This is a genomic window from Flavobacterium sp. EDS, from assembly GCF_020991525.1.
Taxonomy (GTDB): domain Bacteria; phylum Bacteroidota; class Bacteroidia; order Flavobacteriales; family Flavobacteriaceae; genus Flavobacterium.
Map to the genome: position 1 here is coordinate 196,206 of NZ_JAJMOZ010000007.1, position 15,165 is coordinate 211,370.

Consider the following 15,165-nt stretch of genomic DNA (forward strand, 5'->3'; position numbering starts at 1 on the left):
GTATAGAGTAACTAGTTATTTGGTTATCTCTAAAACAAAAAGGATCAACAATTTAATGCTGATCCTTTTTTAGTTCTGTGTTTGATGTAGCCTTAAAAGCTGTAATTAAGTTTAAAACTTATTCCTAATCCTTTTTTGTATGATAAAACGTTAACATCCCCAGAGACGTTTTCTTGAACTCTACTGATTGTAGGATCTAAGATGTTTTTTACAACAAAGTCTAATCCTAAGTTTTTATTCAGTTTGGTTTTTGCAATAAAATCTAATGAACCAAATGCTTTGTCTACTAAATTTCCTCTTCCATTTGTTCCAATAGCATTTATTCTATCTGAAAAATAAGAGTATGCAATAGTGGTGTTTAAGCTTTTTTCTTTATTGCTCCATTCAGTTAGATAAGAAAGATCAGCATTTAAAAGTAAATCAGAAGCTCCGGTAAATTGACTCTTTTTGTTTGTGAAATCAACTTGGTAATCAGTTTCTCTCTCAACTTTTTCAGAATTTAATTCCTGATTACTGTATAAGTAAGAAGCATTAATACCTGCAGTAAGTTTTTTTGAATTAGCATCATTAAAACTAAAAATCTGTTTGCGATATTCAACTTCCCCTCCAGCAACATATCCATAGTCACCTGTGTTAATGTAAGATATATCATTTGAAGAAGATGCAATTGTAACTTCATTCATTGGATTAAGGATGTATTTACCAAAAGCAGTAAAGGAAATTAATTCATCACTTTTAGGGAACATTTCCCATTTAAGATCTAAGTTGTAATCATCTGATTCGTATAAATATGGGTTACCTATTTTTACTTGTAAAACTTCTTCATAAACAAATAATGCTCTTTCTTTAAATTGTGGTAAAGTATATGTTTTACTAAATCCTAAACGTAAATTTTGTTTTTCGTTTAACTCATATTTCATTGTTAAACTTGGTAAGAAAGCCAATTTATCTAATCTATCACTTCCAATATCACCTAATTGTGTGTTCCAGTCAACATCTTGAATTAATGATTCTAATCGAAGGCCCAAAACAGCTGTTAATTTAGGATTGAATTTATATTCTGTGTTAGCATAACCGCCAAGGATAGTTTGCTTACCATTATAAGTTTGAGGATCTAGAGCATCACTAATTTGAGAGTTTCCTCTAAATGTCGAAACGTTGAAGTATCCATTATTGAAGTTGTCATTGTTGTAAAACAAATCTAGATTGTTTGGATCAACAATAAAGTTTCTGAAACCATCATTTGATTGAAAGTTGAATTGAGTAGCTTCAAATTTTCTGTTTTTGATTCTTCCATTCGCACCTAAAGTGATTTTTCCTTTAAATTCATCATCACTATTTTTATTGAATTTATAATCAATAGAAGCATTTGCTGCTAATTCATCTTCTCTTAGTTTTTGAAAGTATCTATTATTTTCAGGTCTTGAAATAGTAGATAATACATAGCCATTTGGTTCGTTTCTAAAAGTATTTTGAATTCTGTCCGGCATAGATCCGTCAACAATATTGTATGAAACACCCCAGTTTAATTTTGATCGGTCTGTTAGTTTATGATCTCCTAATAATTGATTTACCCAAAGACTATTTTTTTCATAATTAAAACGACGGATCAATCCATTTCCATTATTGGCGATATCTACTATGTAACCGTAATATTCTTCTTTAGACTGAGTTGAACTATTAATATAAAGTGTGTTAAAATTAACTTTGTTATTTGTGTTAATTTTATATCCAATATTTAACAAACCAGTAGAATTAGTTTGGTAGCTCATGTCTTTGTATGTATGGAAGTCTTTATATGCAACTCCTGCACCGTTTACACTTCCTCTTGCTGTACCATTTTTGACTGCATTGTATTCGTTACTGAAATTTGCAGTTGCAAAAAAGCTTAATTTACCTTGCTCACCTACGTTAAAAGTTTTTCCTCCTGATATTCCAATAGATCCAGCGAAAGGCGCTTTTTTATCTGTTTGTAAAGTATTGAAGTTGTATTGAGTAAGAGGGTTATTTGGAATTTTCGGGTTTGAGAATCCAAAACTATTAATGCCTTTTTGTAATCTAAAATCGTCTTCTGCTAATGCGTTTGTATTAACATTAGATCCTATTTCGATTTTAAAGAAACCATTTCCTTTGTAATCTTTAGATGCTATGTCTACGTTTCCTCCAGCAAAATCTCCATATAATTTACTGCTATAAACTTTATCAACAGATACATATTCAACAATATCAGTAGAGAAAATATCTAAGCTAATGTTTTTCTTTTCAGGATCATTTGATGGAATTGGTAATCCGTTCATAGTTGTAGAATTGTAACGATCGCCTAAACCTCTAACAAAAATATTACCTGTTCCCTCTTGTTTTGTAATACCAGTAGTTTTAGTAACTGCAGTTGCTACATCGCTAACTCCTTTTCGTGAAAGTTCTTGAGCTCCAATAGATTGTTTGATCTCTACGGCATTTTTTTGTTCTAATAGTAATGCTGATTCTTTTTGTCTGCTTACAGACGATGCTTTTACTACTACATCTTTAAGAGTGTAACTCCCTGAAGATAATGTTTGATTACTAGTTGTCGTTTCATTTGCTTTAACAATTACGATTGCTTCTACAGTTTCGTACCCCAAGAAACTATAAATTACTGTGTAGCTGCCAGGAGCTATGTTTATCGAATATTTACCATCGATATCAGTATTAGCACTGTTGTTAGTTCCTTTAATAAGAACGTTTGCAAATGGAAGTGCTTCATTATTAGTTTGTTTGTCTGTTAAAACCCCAGAAATTGTACCTTTGGTCTGAGCCATAGAAACAGCACAAATAAATAATGTAATAAATAGAAATTTTAAGTTGAATTTCATTTTCGTTTGTTGTTTGTTTATTTTTTTGCAAATAAAGGACGGTTGTGTAAAGTTCATGTTAGCTACTTGTTATTCTTTTGTCTCCAATATATTATGAAATTGTTATGAAATTAAATTACGGTTAACACTACTTTTTAACAGTCGATTTATTATTATCTTTACACTCGCAACTAGATTCATTGAATGTTATATAGTATAAGTATCAATGAGATAACCCAATTTTTGCCATTTTATGAAAAAAACACAAACTAAGATTTTACTAGTAGATGATGAACCGGATATTTTAGAAATTGTTGGATATAATCTTTCTCAGGAAGGCTATCAGATAATTACTGCCTCTAACGGAAAAGATGCAATTGCAAAAGCACAAAAAGAATTGCCAGATCTTATAATAATGGACGTTATGATGGCCGAAATGGATGGTATGGAAGCTTGTGAGCATATTCGAAAAATCCCTGAATTAAATAATGTTATCATTACATTCTTAACAGCAAGAAGTGAAGACTATTCTCAAGTTGCTGGTTTTGATGCTGGAGCAGATGATTATATCACTAAGCCTATTAAGCCAAAATTATTGGTAAGTAAAGTAAAAGCATTGTTGAGACGCCTAAAAGAGCAAGAGGTTAGTAGTGATACATTAAATGTAGGTGGTATCGAAATTAATCGTGAAGAATATAAAATCGTAAAAGATAATATTGAAATTGCTTTGCCTAGAAAAGAATTTGAATTGTTCTATTTATTGGCTTCAAAACCTGGAAAAGTATTCAAGCGTGATGAAATTCTTGATAAAGTTTGGGGCAATGAAGTAGTTGTAGGAGGAAGAACGATTGATGTGCATATTCGAAAATTGAGAGAAAAAATCGGCGAAGATTTATTTAAAACCATCAAAGGAGTAGGATACAAATTCGAGGTTTAAATTAAAGATTACCAAACAAAAGCATAATGCAAAGAAATCAGAATTATCTTTGTAGAAAGCTATCCATGAATTAAATGAAAATAAGTTTTAAAAAAACCTATAAGTTTGCTGTAAAGTCAGCATTATATATAAGTCTCTTTGCTACAGGATTCGTAATAATTTTGATTTTATTATTCTTCAAAAATAAAACAATAAATTTATTACCGTTTAGTATTGTTTTTCTCATATCTGTATATGCGTTCTCATTTGTCGTATTACAATATCGTGTAGAGCGTTTTATTTACCGAAGAGTAAAAAAAATCTACGATGAGGTTTCATTACTAGAATCTAGTACACTCATCAACCAGCCGATTACAACCGACATGGAAACGCTTTCGCGTGAAGTCAAAAAATTCGCTACCGATAAAAAGCTTGAAATCGAAATGCTGGAAATTCGTGAAGAATACCGTCGTGAGTTTTTGGGTAACGTTTCGCATGAGCTTAAAACTCCATTGTTTACTGTTCAGGGTTATGTTTCAACATTACTAGATGGAGCGATGGAAGACAAGACTATTCGAAAAAAATATCTTAAACGAGCTGAAAAAGGAGTAGAGCGATTAATTTATATCGTCGAAGACTTAGATATGATTACTAAATTAGAATCAGGGGATTTAAATTTGGTAATTACTAATTTTGATATCATAGAGCTTATTCAAAATGTTTTTGATTTATTGGAAATGAAAGCCGATAAAAAGAAGATAAAATTAACTTACGAGAAGAAATATCTGCAACCTATTTTCGTTAAAGGGGATAAAGATAGAATTCAGCAAATACTAGAGAATCTGATTGTAAATTCTATTAAATACGGCAGACAAGGCGGAACAACAGAAGTTGGAGTAGTAAATCTTACAAAGAAAAAAGTACTTATTCGTATTAGTGATAATGGAGAAGGAGTGGAGAAACAAAATATACCAAGACTTTTTGAGCGATTCTATAGAGTAGATAAAAGTGGGGCTCGCTCAGAAGGAGGCTCGGGATTAGGACTAGCTATAGTTAAACATATTATCGAAGCTCATAAAGAGAAAGTATATGTAGAGAGTGAGTTTGGTATAGGCTCAGAGTTTTCATTCACATTAGAAAAAGCATATAAGAGTGCTAATACTGAAGTTAAATAAATGTAATCTTAATGCCTTGATTAGGTATAAAATACCCTCCTTTTAACACCAATTTAAAATTGTCGGTCAGTTCTTAATATTAAATTCTTATTATGATAACATCTTGGTAACGTTATGTTAACTTTGATGGGTGATTTTTGCATTCTGAACGCGGAGTTAAAAAAATAAGATGAGAAAATTTTTAGTTGTAGCTTTATCTTTGGTGGCCAGTGGGATCCATGCACAAGAGATAAACAAAGAAGAAATAAAGAAAGAGGTAGTTCGTATTTTAGATTCTATAAATAAGGCAAAAGAAAGTGCAACACTAGCAGAACCAAAATTGGAACCTGCTCCTAAAGCAGAAGAAAAGGAGCACTGGTACGAAAAAATTTCTTTGAGAGGTTATGCACAAATAAGATATAACGGATTGTTGTCTACCAATGATAAAGTTTCATGCGAGCAGTGTGATAGATCTTGGGGAACAACATCTACAGAGCCAAATGCGAAATCTAATAATGGATTTTTTATCAGACGTGCTCGATTAGTATTTTCTGGACAAGTACATCCCAATGTATTTTTTTACTTTCAACCAGATTTTGCAAGTTCGCCAAGTACAGGAATTAACAATTTCGTTCAAGTTAGAGACATATACTTTGATGTTTCATTTGATCCTAAAAGAGAATACCGTGTTCGTGTAGGGCAAAGTAAAATTCCTTATGGATTCGAAAATATGCAATCTAGTTCTGTTCGACTTGCCTTGGATAGAAATGATGCAATGAATAGCGCTATATTAAATGAACGTGATTTAGGAGTGTTTTTTTATTGGGCACCAAGCAAAATAAGAGAGCGTTTCGAAATGTTAGTTAAAGATGGTTACAAAGGTTCAGGTGATTATGGTGTTTTTGCTTTTGGAGTTTACAACGGACAAATTGCAAACAAACTAGATAGTAACAGAGATTTGAATGTTGTTGCAAGAGTTACTTATCCTTTTGTAATTGGAAACCAAATTATTGAACCAGGACTTCAAGCTTATACAGGTAAATGGGCATTTACCAATGAGATTTCATCAGGAGTACCAGTAAATGCCGATAAACAATATGTTAAGGATCAAAGAGTAGGGGCGACATTTGTTCTCTACCCTAAACCTTTTGGAATTCAAACGGAATATAACATAGGTAAAGGGCCTCGTTATAACAAAGAAACTAATAGTGTTGATTTAACAAATATAAATGGGGGGTATGTTTTATTAAATTATAAATGGGATTTAGGAAAACAACTATTATATCCTTTTGCAAAATTTCAATATTATGATGGAGGGAAAAAATATGAGAAAGATGCCCGAAGTTATGTAGTTAGGGATTATGAAATTGGAATAGAATGGCAACCATTAAAAGCACTAGAGCTTACCGCAGAATACGTTATTGCAGATAGAACTTTTGAAGATAGCGTGTTACCAAATAACCGACAACAGGGAAATCTATTGAGAATACAAGCTCAATTTAATTTCTAAAAAAATATAAAGATGGAGTTTATTGTTTTTCGAAAACGGAAAATAATGAACTCCATTTTGCTTTCTTTTTGTATTGAGGTAGTCCTTTATATTTATTGATTTTTGCGATATCTTCAATTTTAAAATCATCTTGTAATGCGTAAGGAACAAGACCTTCTTCTTGTAATTTCTCTGCCAGATATAATTGTTCATATTGACCAGGAGTAGGTATAAAAAAAGCTTTCTTTTCTAATTTAACCAAATCCATTACGGTTGTGTAACCAGAACGACATAAGATTTGTTCACTTTCGTTAAAAGTTTGCTCTAGTTGTCGTGTATTCATGAAGTTGTAATAGGTAACATTCTCAATGACTTCCTTTTTTTGGTCTTTTTCGACAACACCTTTTATAAAAACTACTTTTCCTTTGTAACGGAGTACTTCTTTCTTTAATTTTTCTTCAAGATAGCCTCGTTGAGGTTCTGGTCCCGATAAGATAACCATTAAATCATATACTTTTGGCGTTTCTTTCTTGCGCATTCTACTTAAAGGACCAATGTATTTTAATTTAAGTTTTTTGGATTTTAAATGACCTAATTCACCAGTTAGATTGGGTTTCTTTTTTATATCAGGAACCCAGCATTCAGTATATTTTTTTATAAAGTATTGATGACATTTACTGGTAAGCCAAGTAGTATTTCCTGTTAGCACATTTAATTGATGTGTGATAAAAACTGAAGGTATTTTGTTAGAGTAAACTCCTAAACGATTGTCAGAGATAATACCATCAATGCCATATTTTTTTATCCAGGACTTCACCATCTTTTTCTCATCCAGAACAGCTTCAATCATTTTAGGACTATTTTTGATTAATTTCCATTTAAAGTTTTTGCCATTTTTTGCATATTCTATTTGGTAGGAAGGCAGCTCTAATGTTTGGATATAAGGAAATTCTTTTCGTAATAATTCTAAAGCAATGCCATCAGAAGCGATTATCGGAATATAATTGTTTTCCTGTAGTGCTTTAATTATAGGAATACATCTTGTGGCGTGACCTAAACCCCAATTTAATGGAGCAATAAGAATGGTTTTATTGGTTGAATCTAAATTCATATAGAATTGGGTTATGTTAAGTTAACCCTGCGAAAGTTACAAATAGTAAGTGTTTTCCTTATTTATAAATGATTACTAAAATATTAAGTTATTATTTTAGTAAATTAAAAAAGGCTAGACATGATAAGAAGTCTAACCTTTTTTTAGTTTATCAAGAACAAGTTATTTAGTCTTGAATGTAAGTTTTATTTCCGTTAGAATTAATGTAGTATTTACCGCCTCTTGGGCCAGTATATACTTTTTTACCATTATATTCACCAGTAATTTTATCTGCTACTTTAGGAGCCTTTTCGTTAGTTTCTTTAACCTTTTTTGTAGTAGTTTTTGATGTTGTCTTAGTATCAGCTTTAGCTTTTTCTACCTTTTCAGTAGCTGTTTTTGTGTCAGCTTTAGCTTTAGTTACTTTTTTAGTAGCATCATCAGTTGCACTTTTAGCATCTGTTTTTGCTTTGGCAGCTTTTTTTGTAGCAGCTTCCTCTGCTTTAGTGGTCTTAGCTTTGGCATCTGTTTTTGTTTTTGCAACTTTGTCGTCTACACTTTTGGTAGCTGTTGCTTTTTCTTTAGTAGCTTTTTTCTCTGCTGCAGTTTTAGAGTCAGCAGCCTTTTTTTTCTCTTTAGCAGCTTCTGTTTTAGCTTTGGCTTTAGTTGTTTTTACAGCAGTTTCTTGAGCGTAAAAATTACTAGAGAAAACTAACATAAAACAAAGGAATAATAGTTTTTTCATGTTTTAAGGTGTTAAAATTCATAATAAAATTAATCAATTAATTGTAATGTTTTTTAAAATGCATCAAAAATAAGCTCTTAGTTGAATGTTTCCTGTATGAATAGTAGCTCCAATTTCGGCTTTTCGCCCTTGATAGTTTAGATTGACATCTAAAAATTGTGTAATATTTTTTTGTAATAACAATCTCCATACTAAATTCTGGCCTGTCTGTAAGCCTTCCAGCATTTGAAAGCCTACAGATGAAAATTCATTGCCTGTGAATTTATTCTGGTAAAAAGAAAACTCTCCATTTAACGTTATTTTTTTCTCTCCAGCATAAGAGAATGAGGTCCCCAAACGGGTTTGTTTTAAGGTTTCTTCATCGCCAATTTGATTGTCTTTGTTCTGAATTTCATAAAAGAAATCTAAGCTTGTACTCTTAGAAAATAAGTAGCTGATTTTCGGAGCTAATTGATAGCCAGTAAGCTTATAGTTTTTTTCGGGAAAACTTTCAGAAATAAGGTCGGTTTGGATGGTTTTGGTGAAAAAGCTTAACAACCAACTCTTATCATATAAATGAGAATATTGCAATTGATGTGAACTGTTTGTGGCTTGTTGCGAACCTATTGTAAGTAAGTTTCTGCTTTTGTTTTGTAAATAGGTATAAGTTGTTGAATGGTTTTGTTTGCCTCGATTATAAAACAAACTGTTTCTAAAACTAGAATTTAAGCCCAATACATTTTCATCAGAGGAATTAAAAGGGTTAAGTTCAAAACGATCACCGTTACTTTTTACTTTGCGATCTAATATAAATGAAGTTTGATTATAAAAATAAGAGATTACTTTTTTTATACCAGTTTCGTTTATCCATTGGTTCGGATTTAAGGTTACTGATTGGGAGAATTTATTCTGATTTGTTTTTATATAAACCCGATTAGGTAAAAAGATTCGAATGTACTTTGCCTGATCAATAAATGCAGCAATTTCAAACTCTTGTAGTTCCTGAATTCCATTGTTATTGTAATCGTTCCAAGTATATACTCCTTGCCCCGCGGGCACTTCGATGTATGTATAATCTTGTTGAGGCATCGTTCCTGAGCTGGTTTCGTATGCTGTAGTAGTTTGGATAAACTGATTGAAAAAACGATCGTTATATAGAATTCTTGAGTTTAAAGAAGGCTCTCTCTTTTTAGTAGCGTCTTCAAAATTTAATACCCTATAACTGGCATATAGTGACAAATCACTTTTGGTAGTTTGTATCAATTTTGATTTCAAGTAGTATGTTTGAGAATTGTTTACATGTTGTAATAATCCGTTTTGTAAACTATCATTGCTTCGTCGTAAAAAACCTAATTCTACAAAAACCTTAGTACTATCGCCTCGGCCTATAAATAAACCATATTCATTAAATCGTTGGCTTAAAGCCGAAAATTGATTGGTATCTTTGTTTTTTTCCTGATTATCTTCGAGTTGTAATGTACCACCAATCCAGTTTTTATTAAAATGGTAACGAGCTTGGGTTTGGTTTCTTAAAAACTTAGAGGTCGATATATTGCTGTTGCTATTGAGTAAGCTACCTTGATTCTGAATGGACCAATTTTTCAATCTAAAGAGTCCACTAATAGATTGACGACTTCCGGAATAGTTTTCGGTAAATTCTAAATTTTCAAATTGATAGGTAACTAATCCTATATCTGATGATTTTTTATGAGGAAAAAGATCGAAGTTTAATCCAGAAATCAGCAAACTCTGGTTGCCAAATCGTGTTGCGGGAAGATTCCAATCCCGATCAAACTCTATATTATAAAGGCGTTCAACCGATTTAAAGTTTTCCTGAATAAATTGATAGTTTATAAATGCATCCAGATTCCAGCTTTTGGTAAACAAACGTTGCTTTGCGTTTATTTTGGTAGCGATTCCTTTATTGTCGCTATCTTGTGCATTCGAAAATAAGTTTGCATCATTGTTACTAACCCCAATTTCGAAATCAAAATTTGTTTTTTCAGTTGGATTGTATTTGCCTAAAAAGGTAGCTACTTGTATTTTTATAGGAGCAACAAGTTTAATAACTGGAGCATAATTACCTTGCGGGATCCCATTTACTGGTGGCACATATTCATAAATACGATCTATAGTATTTACATTCTTAAGGATATAATTAGCAGATTGTGGACCAATTAAGTTAAACTTTACATTGTATAATTCATCTTTCGGATCGTTAGAGAATTCGTAAACTTCCTCTCCATTTGCTATTATTTTTTTATAAAGTATTTTATTGTCAGAATAGGTATCTGCATATGCTGAGGGAGCAATCATAGCATTTGTATCATCTCCTGCGTTACTTAATATTGCAACCTGTTCCTTTGTCAAATTTTGTTGTAACGGTTGATTTTTTAAATCATTTTCTGAATATAGATATCCTCCAAAGCTCCACTTTTTATTTTCATGAGTAACGCCAGCGTACGTTACAAATCGGGTATAATTTTGATTTGAATATTGGTATTCAATACTTATTCGCATTTCAGAAGTAATGGTAAAAAGTGAAGTAAAAGTAATTTCACCAGCATTATAATCGATAGTATAATCTTTATTTTCTCCGCGTTTTAATAAAATACCATTTACATATACTCTTTCAGAACCCGAAATCACTAATATATATAATTCCCCATTTTGGCCTGTTAATTTATAAGGGCCTTGGTTGCCTTCTTGCCCAGTGAGAGTGCTTTTAGCGTATTGACCTCTAACTAATGCCGCTGAAGCAAAAACATTTGTTTTACTGTCAGCATCACCAAAATTAAAATTTACAGCAAGTCCTTGAACTTTTTTATCAAAATTAAGAAATTGTGTTTTTTTATTCTCAAGAAAAATATCTCCAGCTCGTAATGCCCAATTGTTACTAAAGAGTTCTATGAAAATATTATCAAATTGATCTAGTTTTTGAGAATAGCCCCCATCTTGTAGCGGAATATTATTGTCTTGTAATGAAGCACGAATACTTACATTGTCTGATATTTTTCCTGTAATCTGAAGGTCTAAATTAGAGTTTAATACTGTGTTTTGATTATTGCCAATAGTTATTCCACGAGTGATACTTCCCGAAGTAGTTAATCCATCAAAAGGCGTAACCGTTTTTGTATTTTTAGGTTGGATTTGGTATAATGATTCGGAGGTTGCTCCATTACTTACAATTCTATTAGAGTCATAAATTTTATACTCTTTGGTTAATATGTCAGGAAAATTTAAATACTCAACTATTAGAGAATCAGTGGTTGAAGTTAATTTTTCAGTTAAAAGTAATGTTCCTTTTTGAAAGTTTATTTTGTATAAAGTGCTATCAATAAGTGTTTTGTTGCTATTGAAAAGTTTAAAAAAACTAGAGTTAATACTGTAATTTTCTAAATGAATTGTATCTCGAGAAAAACCAATCTTTTTGATTTTATAGTGCGAGTTTATATCCTGGGCATGAAGTCCAGAACAAAAGATAATTACAATCCAAAATAGTATTTTTTTAATCATAAATACTTTAACTCCAAAACCTCAAAAGTAGTATTTATAATTGTGAAATTTAAGTAAGGTTTTTATCAATGAATTAAAGAATGTTATAAAGATGTGTTTTTTAGATTTTTGATCACAACTAAAGAATGGATATTATTATTATTTTCGAATAATTGAGGATCTGTAAGTTTGTTTTTTGGGGTAGTTTAGTGGTTATTATTAGATCTGTGTGATACAAATCTAGAAATAGTTTTAAAATAATTTTATGGCGGAATTGGTTTTTTCTATTCTAAATACGTGTAATAGTAAAATATTTCTTATAGTTTTGTAAATTAAAAGTGAGATCATGAATGTATTTGTAGGTAATAAGCTTAAGAAATTGCGTAAAAGTGAGGATTTGTCGCAAGAACAAGTGGCGAATTCTTTACGGGTGTCGCAATCTACTTATGCACGTATAGAAAGGGGAGAGAGTAGTTCATGGGCTAGCCATATTAATACAATATGTGAGGTTTTCAAGATAAGTCCAGAAGATTTAATTAAGGAAGAGGATAAAGAAGAAAACAACAATTTAAATGGAACTTTCATCATTAACCAATTGTCAGATAAAGTGATAGAACAATACGAAGCGCGAATAAAAGAGTTGAAAAAAGTAATAAAAGATTTAAAAAGAAAAAGAGACCTATAATAATATACAAGGTTTCACTATATGTGAAACCTTGAAAAGGGCATAAAAAGAAATCAAGTTATCTAGAAATAAAATATTTGTTCATCTCTTAATTTAAGATGATTTTATTTTGAAGGTGGGAATTTAAAACAAGATAATATCCCAACATGTATAAAAAGGGCCGATATAAATCCATACAATAAAGCAATGTACATTTTTGTGTCTTCGCGATGTTCATATATAGTGGCCCAACTAAATTCTTTATCACTAAAAAAGCGTGACCAAAAAAACATTGCAGTTGTTATAAAAATAAAACAAACTGAGATATCCCTATTTTGCGTATTTTTTGAAAAATATTCATTTATTATAGTGTAAAAGTTAATGATGTGTCTTCAGGTGTTTCTAATAAAGAATTAATAAATTTAATTTTTTCTACATCTAATTCTAAACGTTTCTCTGGAAATACTTGTAGCTTTAGATTTGATGAACTATCTGCAACAGCCTAAAGGAGAGTTTCTCCAACCGCACCAGTTATAGTTCCAGTTCCTTACATTAATTCAGGGATTTTTTTCTGCCAAATAATAATATAATTGCAAAGATTACAAGTAAAATTTCTGTGGTTCCTAGTTTTTCCATATGATTAATTTAAAAAGCCTCAAACATGATTAATTGTGTTTGAGGTTATGGATGATTCAATAGATAGAACTATTTTTTTCTGTCTTTGTAAATTTTATATCTATAACATATCGCTATAGTTATAATTAGTAGCATCGTTGTTATAGATCCTTTACTCATGATTTTCTAATTTAATAAAACGCGTAGCGGTTGTTAGACCTCCAACAAGAGGATTAAGACCTGTAGCAATTCCTGCTACTAAGCCTGTTAAAGCACAACCTGAAAGTCTAGCGCTTCCACCTTCTAGTTTCTCCATTTCATTTAATTCAAATTTTTTCATAATATGATAATTTAATGGTTAGTAATAATATATTGTATAAACAAATATATGTCTGAATCTTAGATAAATCTTATGCGTTAATTGACTATTTCAAACCTATTTTAAATTAAATATAGTTTATTTCTTATGTTTGTTATTGCAAAAAGTTAAATAATGAATGTAATTATAGGAAATAAGCTTAAAAAGTTACGTAAAAGTAAGGAGATGTCGCAAGAGCAAGTAGCAGATTATTTGCACTTATCCCAATCGGCTTATGCTAGGATTGAGAGAGGAGAGAGTAGTTCTTGGGCAAGTTATGCTAATAAAATATGTGAGCTTTTCAAGATAATCCCTGAAGAATTGGTGACAAATGATATACGACAAGATGAAGAAACTACTAATGATTTAAATGAAACGCTTATTATAAATCAATTGTCGGATAAAGTCGTAGAACAATATGAAGCGCGAATTAAAGAGTTGAAAAAAACAATTAAAGATTTAAAAAGAAAACGGAAACCATAAAATAAAGGCTTCACTTAAAAAAGAGAAGCCTTTATTATTTATTTGTGGAATTAGGTAATTAACTTTTTTAAAGAAAATTAATCGATGTCTTTTGTTACTACTTGCATGGTTTCACGACTCACCTGTTTTAGTAAAACTACTTTGTTTTCTTCAACAGTTTCAGCAGCTTTATCATCAAAATGACGAATAGTATATAGGGTAACATTCTCACTGAAATCAACTTTGAATTTTTTCGAAAGGATAGCATTCAAATCATTGAAATTTTCAAATTTATCTTCTACACAAACAGAAAAACTAATCGCTGAGTTTTGAATTAAATTCACTTTTATTTTAAACTCATGGAATAAGGCAAAAATTTCACTGATATTTTCTTCCATAATAAAAGAAAAATCTATTGATGAAAGAGAAATTAGAAGTTGGTTTCTCTTTACAATGAAACAAGGTAAATAAGGTTCTAAATCAACTCCCTTAGAAACGCTTGTTCCTTTTAATAATGGGTTGATAAAAGATTTTACATATAGTGGAATTTCTTTTTTCTGTAAAGGCTGTAATGTTTTTGGATGAATAACCGTTGCTCCGTAAAATGCCAATTCGATAGCCTCACGATATGAAATTTGATTAAGTAAACTTGCATTTTCAAAATAACGAGGGTCAGCATTCATCACTCCAGGAACGTCTTTCCAGATGGTAACACTTTCGGCATTTAAGCAATAAGCAAAAATTGCGGCAGTGTAGTCAGAACCTTCACGACCCAAAGTTGTAGTGAAGTTGTTTTCATCGGCACCTAAGAAACCTTGAGTTATGTTCAGTATATTTCGCTTTACATTTTTACCAATATTTTTTTGGGTTAATTCCCAATCTACTTCAGCATCTCTGTAAGTTGCGTTAGTTTTTATGAAGTTACGTACGTCAATCCATTGGGTCTGAACGCCCATGAAATTCATGAAATGACTTAAAATAGTAGTCGAAATTAACTCCCCAAAACTTACAATTTGATCATAGACAAAGTTATAATTAGGAGATTTATTATGGGCAAGAAAATATTCTAATTCTGAAAAGAACGCATTTACAGCAGTAAAAACTTCATGCTTTTCATTTTCGAATAAATCCAGCAATATTTGGTTGTGGTATTTTTTTACTTCTTGAACAGATGCATTTAACTCGCTTGATTTCTCAAAATAATTCTTTATTACAACTTCTAGAGCGTTTGTGGTTTTTCCCATAGCTGAAACCACAAGCAATACATCTTCGTAACCTACTTTTTGCAAAACGTCATATACGTTTTTAATTCCTTCAGCATCTTTCACTGAGGCACCACCAAATTTGAATACTCTCATTATTTATTA

General features: G+C 31.1%; 11 protein-coding genes. 5 read left to right on the forward strand and 6 right to left on the reverse strand.

Translation table 11 applies throughout. The features are described from left to right. Positions 1-92 precede the first annotated feature (92 nt). The gene (locus tag LPB87_RS12260; protein WP_129540675.1) at positions 93-2,852 is read right to left on the reverse strand and encodes a TonB-dependent receptor; all 2,760 of its coding nucleotides are present in this window, start codon (positions 2,850-2,852) and stop codon (positions 93-95) included. Positions 2,853-3,084: 232 nt separating this feature from the next. Here LPB87_RS12260 and LPB87_RS12265 point away from each other — a divergent pair, with 232 nt between their 5' ends. The 3 genes from LPB87_RS12265 to LPB87_RS12275 all read left to right on the forward strand — a co-directional run bounded on the left by LPB87_RS12265 (position 3,085) and on the right by LPB87_RS12275 (position 6,411). Next, on the forward strand, positions 3,085-3,768 hold the full coding sequence (locus tag LPB87_RS12265; protein WP_035617332.1) for a response regulator transcription factor: 684 nt from the start codon (positions 3,085-3,087) through the stop codon (positions 3,766-3,768). Between the two features lie 74 nt (positions 3,769-3,842). Continuing rightward, a complete protein-coding gene (locus LPB87_RS12270; protein ID WP_129540676.1) occupies positions 3,843-4,922 on the forward strand; it encodes an ATP-binding protein in 1,080 nt (359 codons plus the stop codon). A 169-nt stretch (positions 4,923-5,091) separates the two neighbouring features. After that, positions 5,092-6,411 carry a porin gene (locus LPB87_RS12275; RefSeq protein ID WP_129540677.1) on the forward strand — a complete coding sequence of 440 codons (1,320 nt, stop codon included), beginning with the start codon at positions 5,092-5,094 and terminating at the stop codon, positions 6,409-6,411. 19 nt (positions 6,412-6,430) lie between these two features. Here LPB87_RS12275 and LPB87_RS12280 read toward each other — a convergent pair whose 3' ends face one another. The 3 genes from LPB87_RS12280 to LPB87_RS12290 form a co-directional block, all read right to left on the reverse strand. Continuing rightward, positions 6,431-7,501 (reverse strand): glycosyltransferase, encoded by a 1,071-nt coding sequence (locus tag LPB87_RS12280; RefSeq protein ID WP_230728078.1) that lies wholly within the window; start codon positions 7,499-7,501, stop codon positions 6,431-6,433. A gap of 166 nt (positions 7,502-7,667) precedes the next feature. Beyond that, the gene (locus tag LPB87_RS12285; RefSeq protein WP_230728079.1) at positions 7,668-8,225 is read right to left on the reverse strand and encodes a hypothetical protein; all 558 of its coding nucleotides are present in this window, start codon (positions 8,223-8,225) and stop codon (positions 7,668-7,670) included. A 63-nt stretch (positions 8,226-8,288) separates the two neighbouring features. Beyond that, positions 8,289-11,720, reverse strand: a complete 3,432-nt coding sequence (locus LPB87_RS12290; protein WP_230728080.1) for a hypothetical protein — start codon at positions 11,718-11,720, stop codon at positions 8,289-8,291. Positions 11,721-12,045: 325 nt separating this feature from the next. Here LPB87_RS12290 and LPB87_RS12295 point away from each other — a divergent pair, with 325 nt between their 5' ends. Further along, complete coding sequence (locus LPB87_RS12295; protein ID WP_230728081.1) at positions 12,046-12,384, forward strand: helix-turn-helix transcriptional regulator; 339 nt, start codon at positions 12,046-12,048, stop codon at positions 12,382-12,384. Positions 12,385-13,150: 766 nt separating this feature from the next. Here LPB87_RS12295 and LPB87_RS12300 read toward each other — a convergent pair. Further along, the gene (locus tag LPB87_RS12300) at positions 13,151-13,318 is read right to left on the reverse strand and encodes a hypothetical protein (RefSeq protein WP_230728082.1); all 168 of its coding nucleotides are present in this window, start codon (positions 13,316-13,318) and stop codon (positions 13,151-13,153) included. A 153-nt stretch (positions 13,319-13,471) separates the two neighbouring features. Here LPB87_RS12300 and LPB87_RS12305 point away from each other — a divergent pair, with 153 nt between their 5' ends. Next, positions 13,472-13,819, forward strand: a complete 348-nt coding sequence (locus LPB87_RS12305) for a helix-turn-helix transcriptional regulator (protein WP_230728083.1) — start codon at positions 13,472-13,474, stop codon at positions 13,817-13,819. Between the two features lie 77 nt (positions 13,820-13,896). Here the strand turns inward: LPB87_RS12305 and LPB87_RS12310 are convergent, their stop codons facing one another. Continuing rightward, the gene (locus LPB87_RS12310) at positions 13,897-15,156 is read right to left on the reverse strand and encodes an aspartate kinase (RefSeq protein WP_129540691.1); all 1,260 of its coding nucleotides are present in this window, start codon (positions 15,154-15,156) and stop codon (positions 13,897-13,899) included. Positions 15,157-15,165 lie beyond the last annotated feature (9 nt).

Bases quoted from the DNA above. Each gene is read 5' to 3' on its own strand.
- LPB87_RS12290 (WP_230728080.1), bottom strand. From the start codon at position 11,720: ATGATTAAAAAAATACTATTTTGGATTGTAATTATCTTTTGTTCTGGA.
- LPB87_RS12260 (WP_129540675.1), bottom strand. From the start codon at position 2,852: ATGAAATTCAACTTAAAATTTCTATTTATTACATTATTTATTTGTGCT.
- LPB87_RS12310 (WP_129540691.1), bottom strand. From the start codon at position 15,156: ATGAGAGTATTCAAATTTGGTGGTGCCTCAGTGAAAGATGCTGAAGGA.
- LPB87_RS12285 (WP_230728079.1), bottom strand. From the start codon at position 8,225: ATGAAAAAACTATTATTCCTTTGTTTTATGTTAGTTTTCTCTAGTAAT.
- LPB87_RS12300 (WP_230728082.1), bottom strand. From the start codon at position 13,318: ATGAAAAAATTTGAATTAAATGAAATGGAGAAACTAGAAGGTGGAAGC.
- LPB87_RS12295 (WP_230728081.1), top strand. From the start codon at position 12,046: ATGAATGTATTTGTAGGTAATAAGCTTAAGAAATTGCGTAAAAGTGAG.
- LPB87_RS12270 (WP_129540676.1), top strand. From the start codon at position 3,843: ATGAAAATAAGTTTTAAAAAAACCTATAAGTTTGCTGTAAAGTCAGCA.
- LPB87_RS12265 (WP_035617332.1), top strand. From the start codon at position 3,085: ATGAAAAAAACACAAACTAAGATTTTACTAGTAGATGATGAACCGGAT.
- LPB87_RS12275 (WP_129540677.1), top strand. From the start codon at position 5,092: ATGAGAAAATTTTTAGTTGTAGCTTTATCTTTGGTGGCCAGTGGGATC.
- LPB87_RS12305 (WP_230728083.1), top strand. From the start codon at position 13,472: ATGAATGTAATTATAGGAAATAAGCTTAAAAAGTTACGTAAAAGTAAG.
- LPB87_RS12280 (WP_230728078.1), bottom strand. From the start codon at position 7,501: ATGAATTTAGATTCAACCAATAAAACCATTCTTATTGCTCCATTAAAT.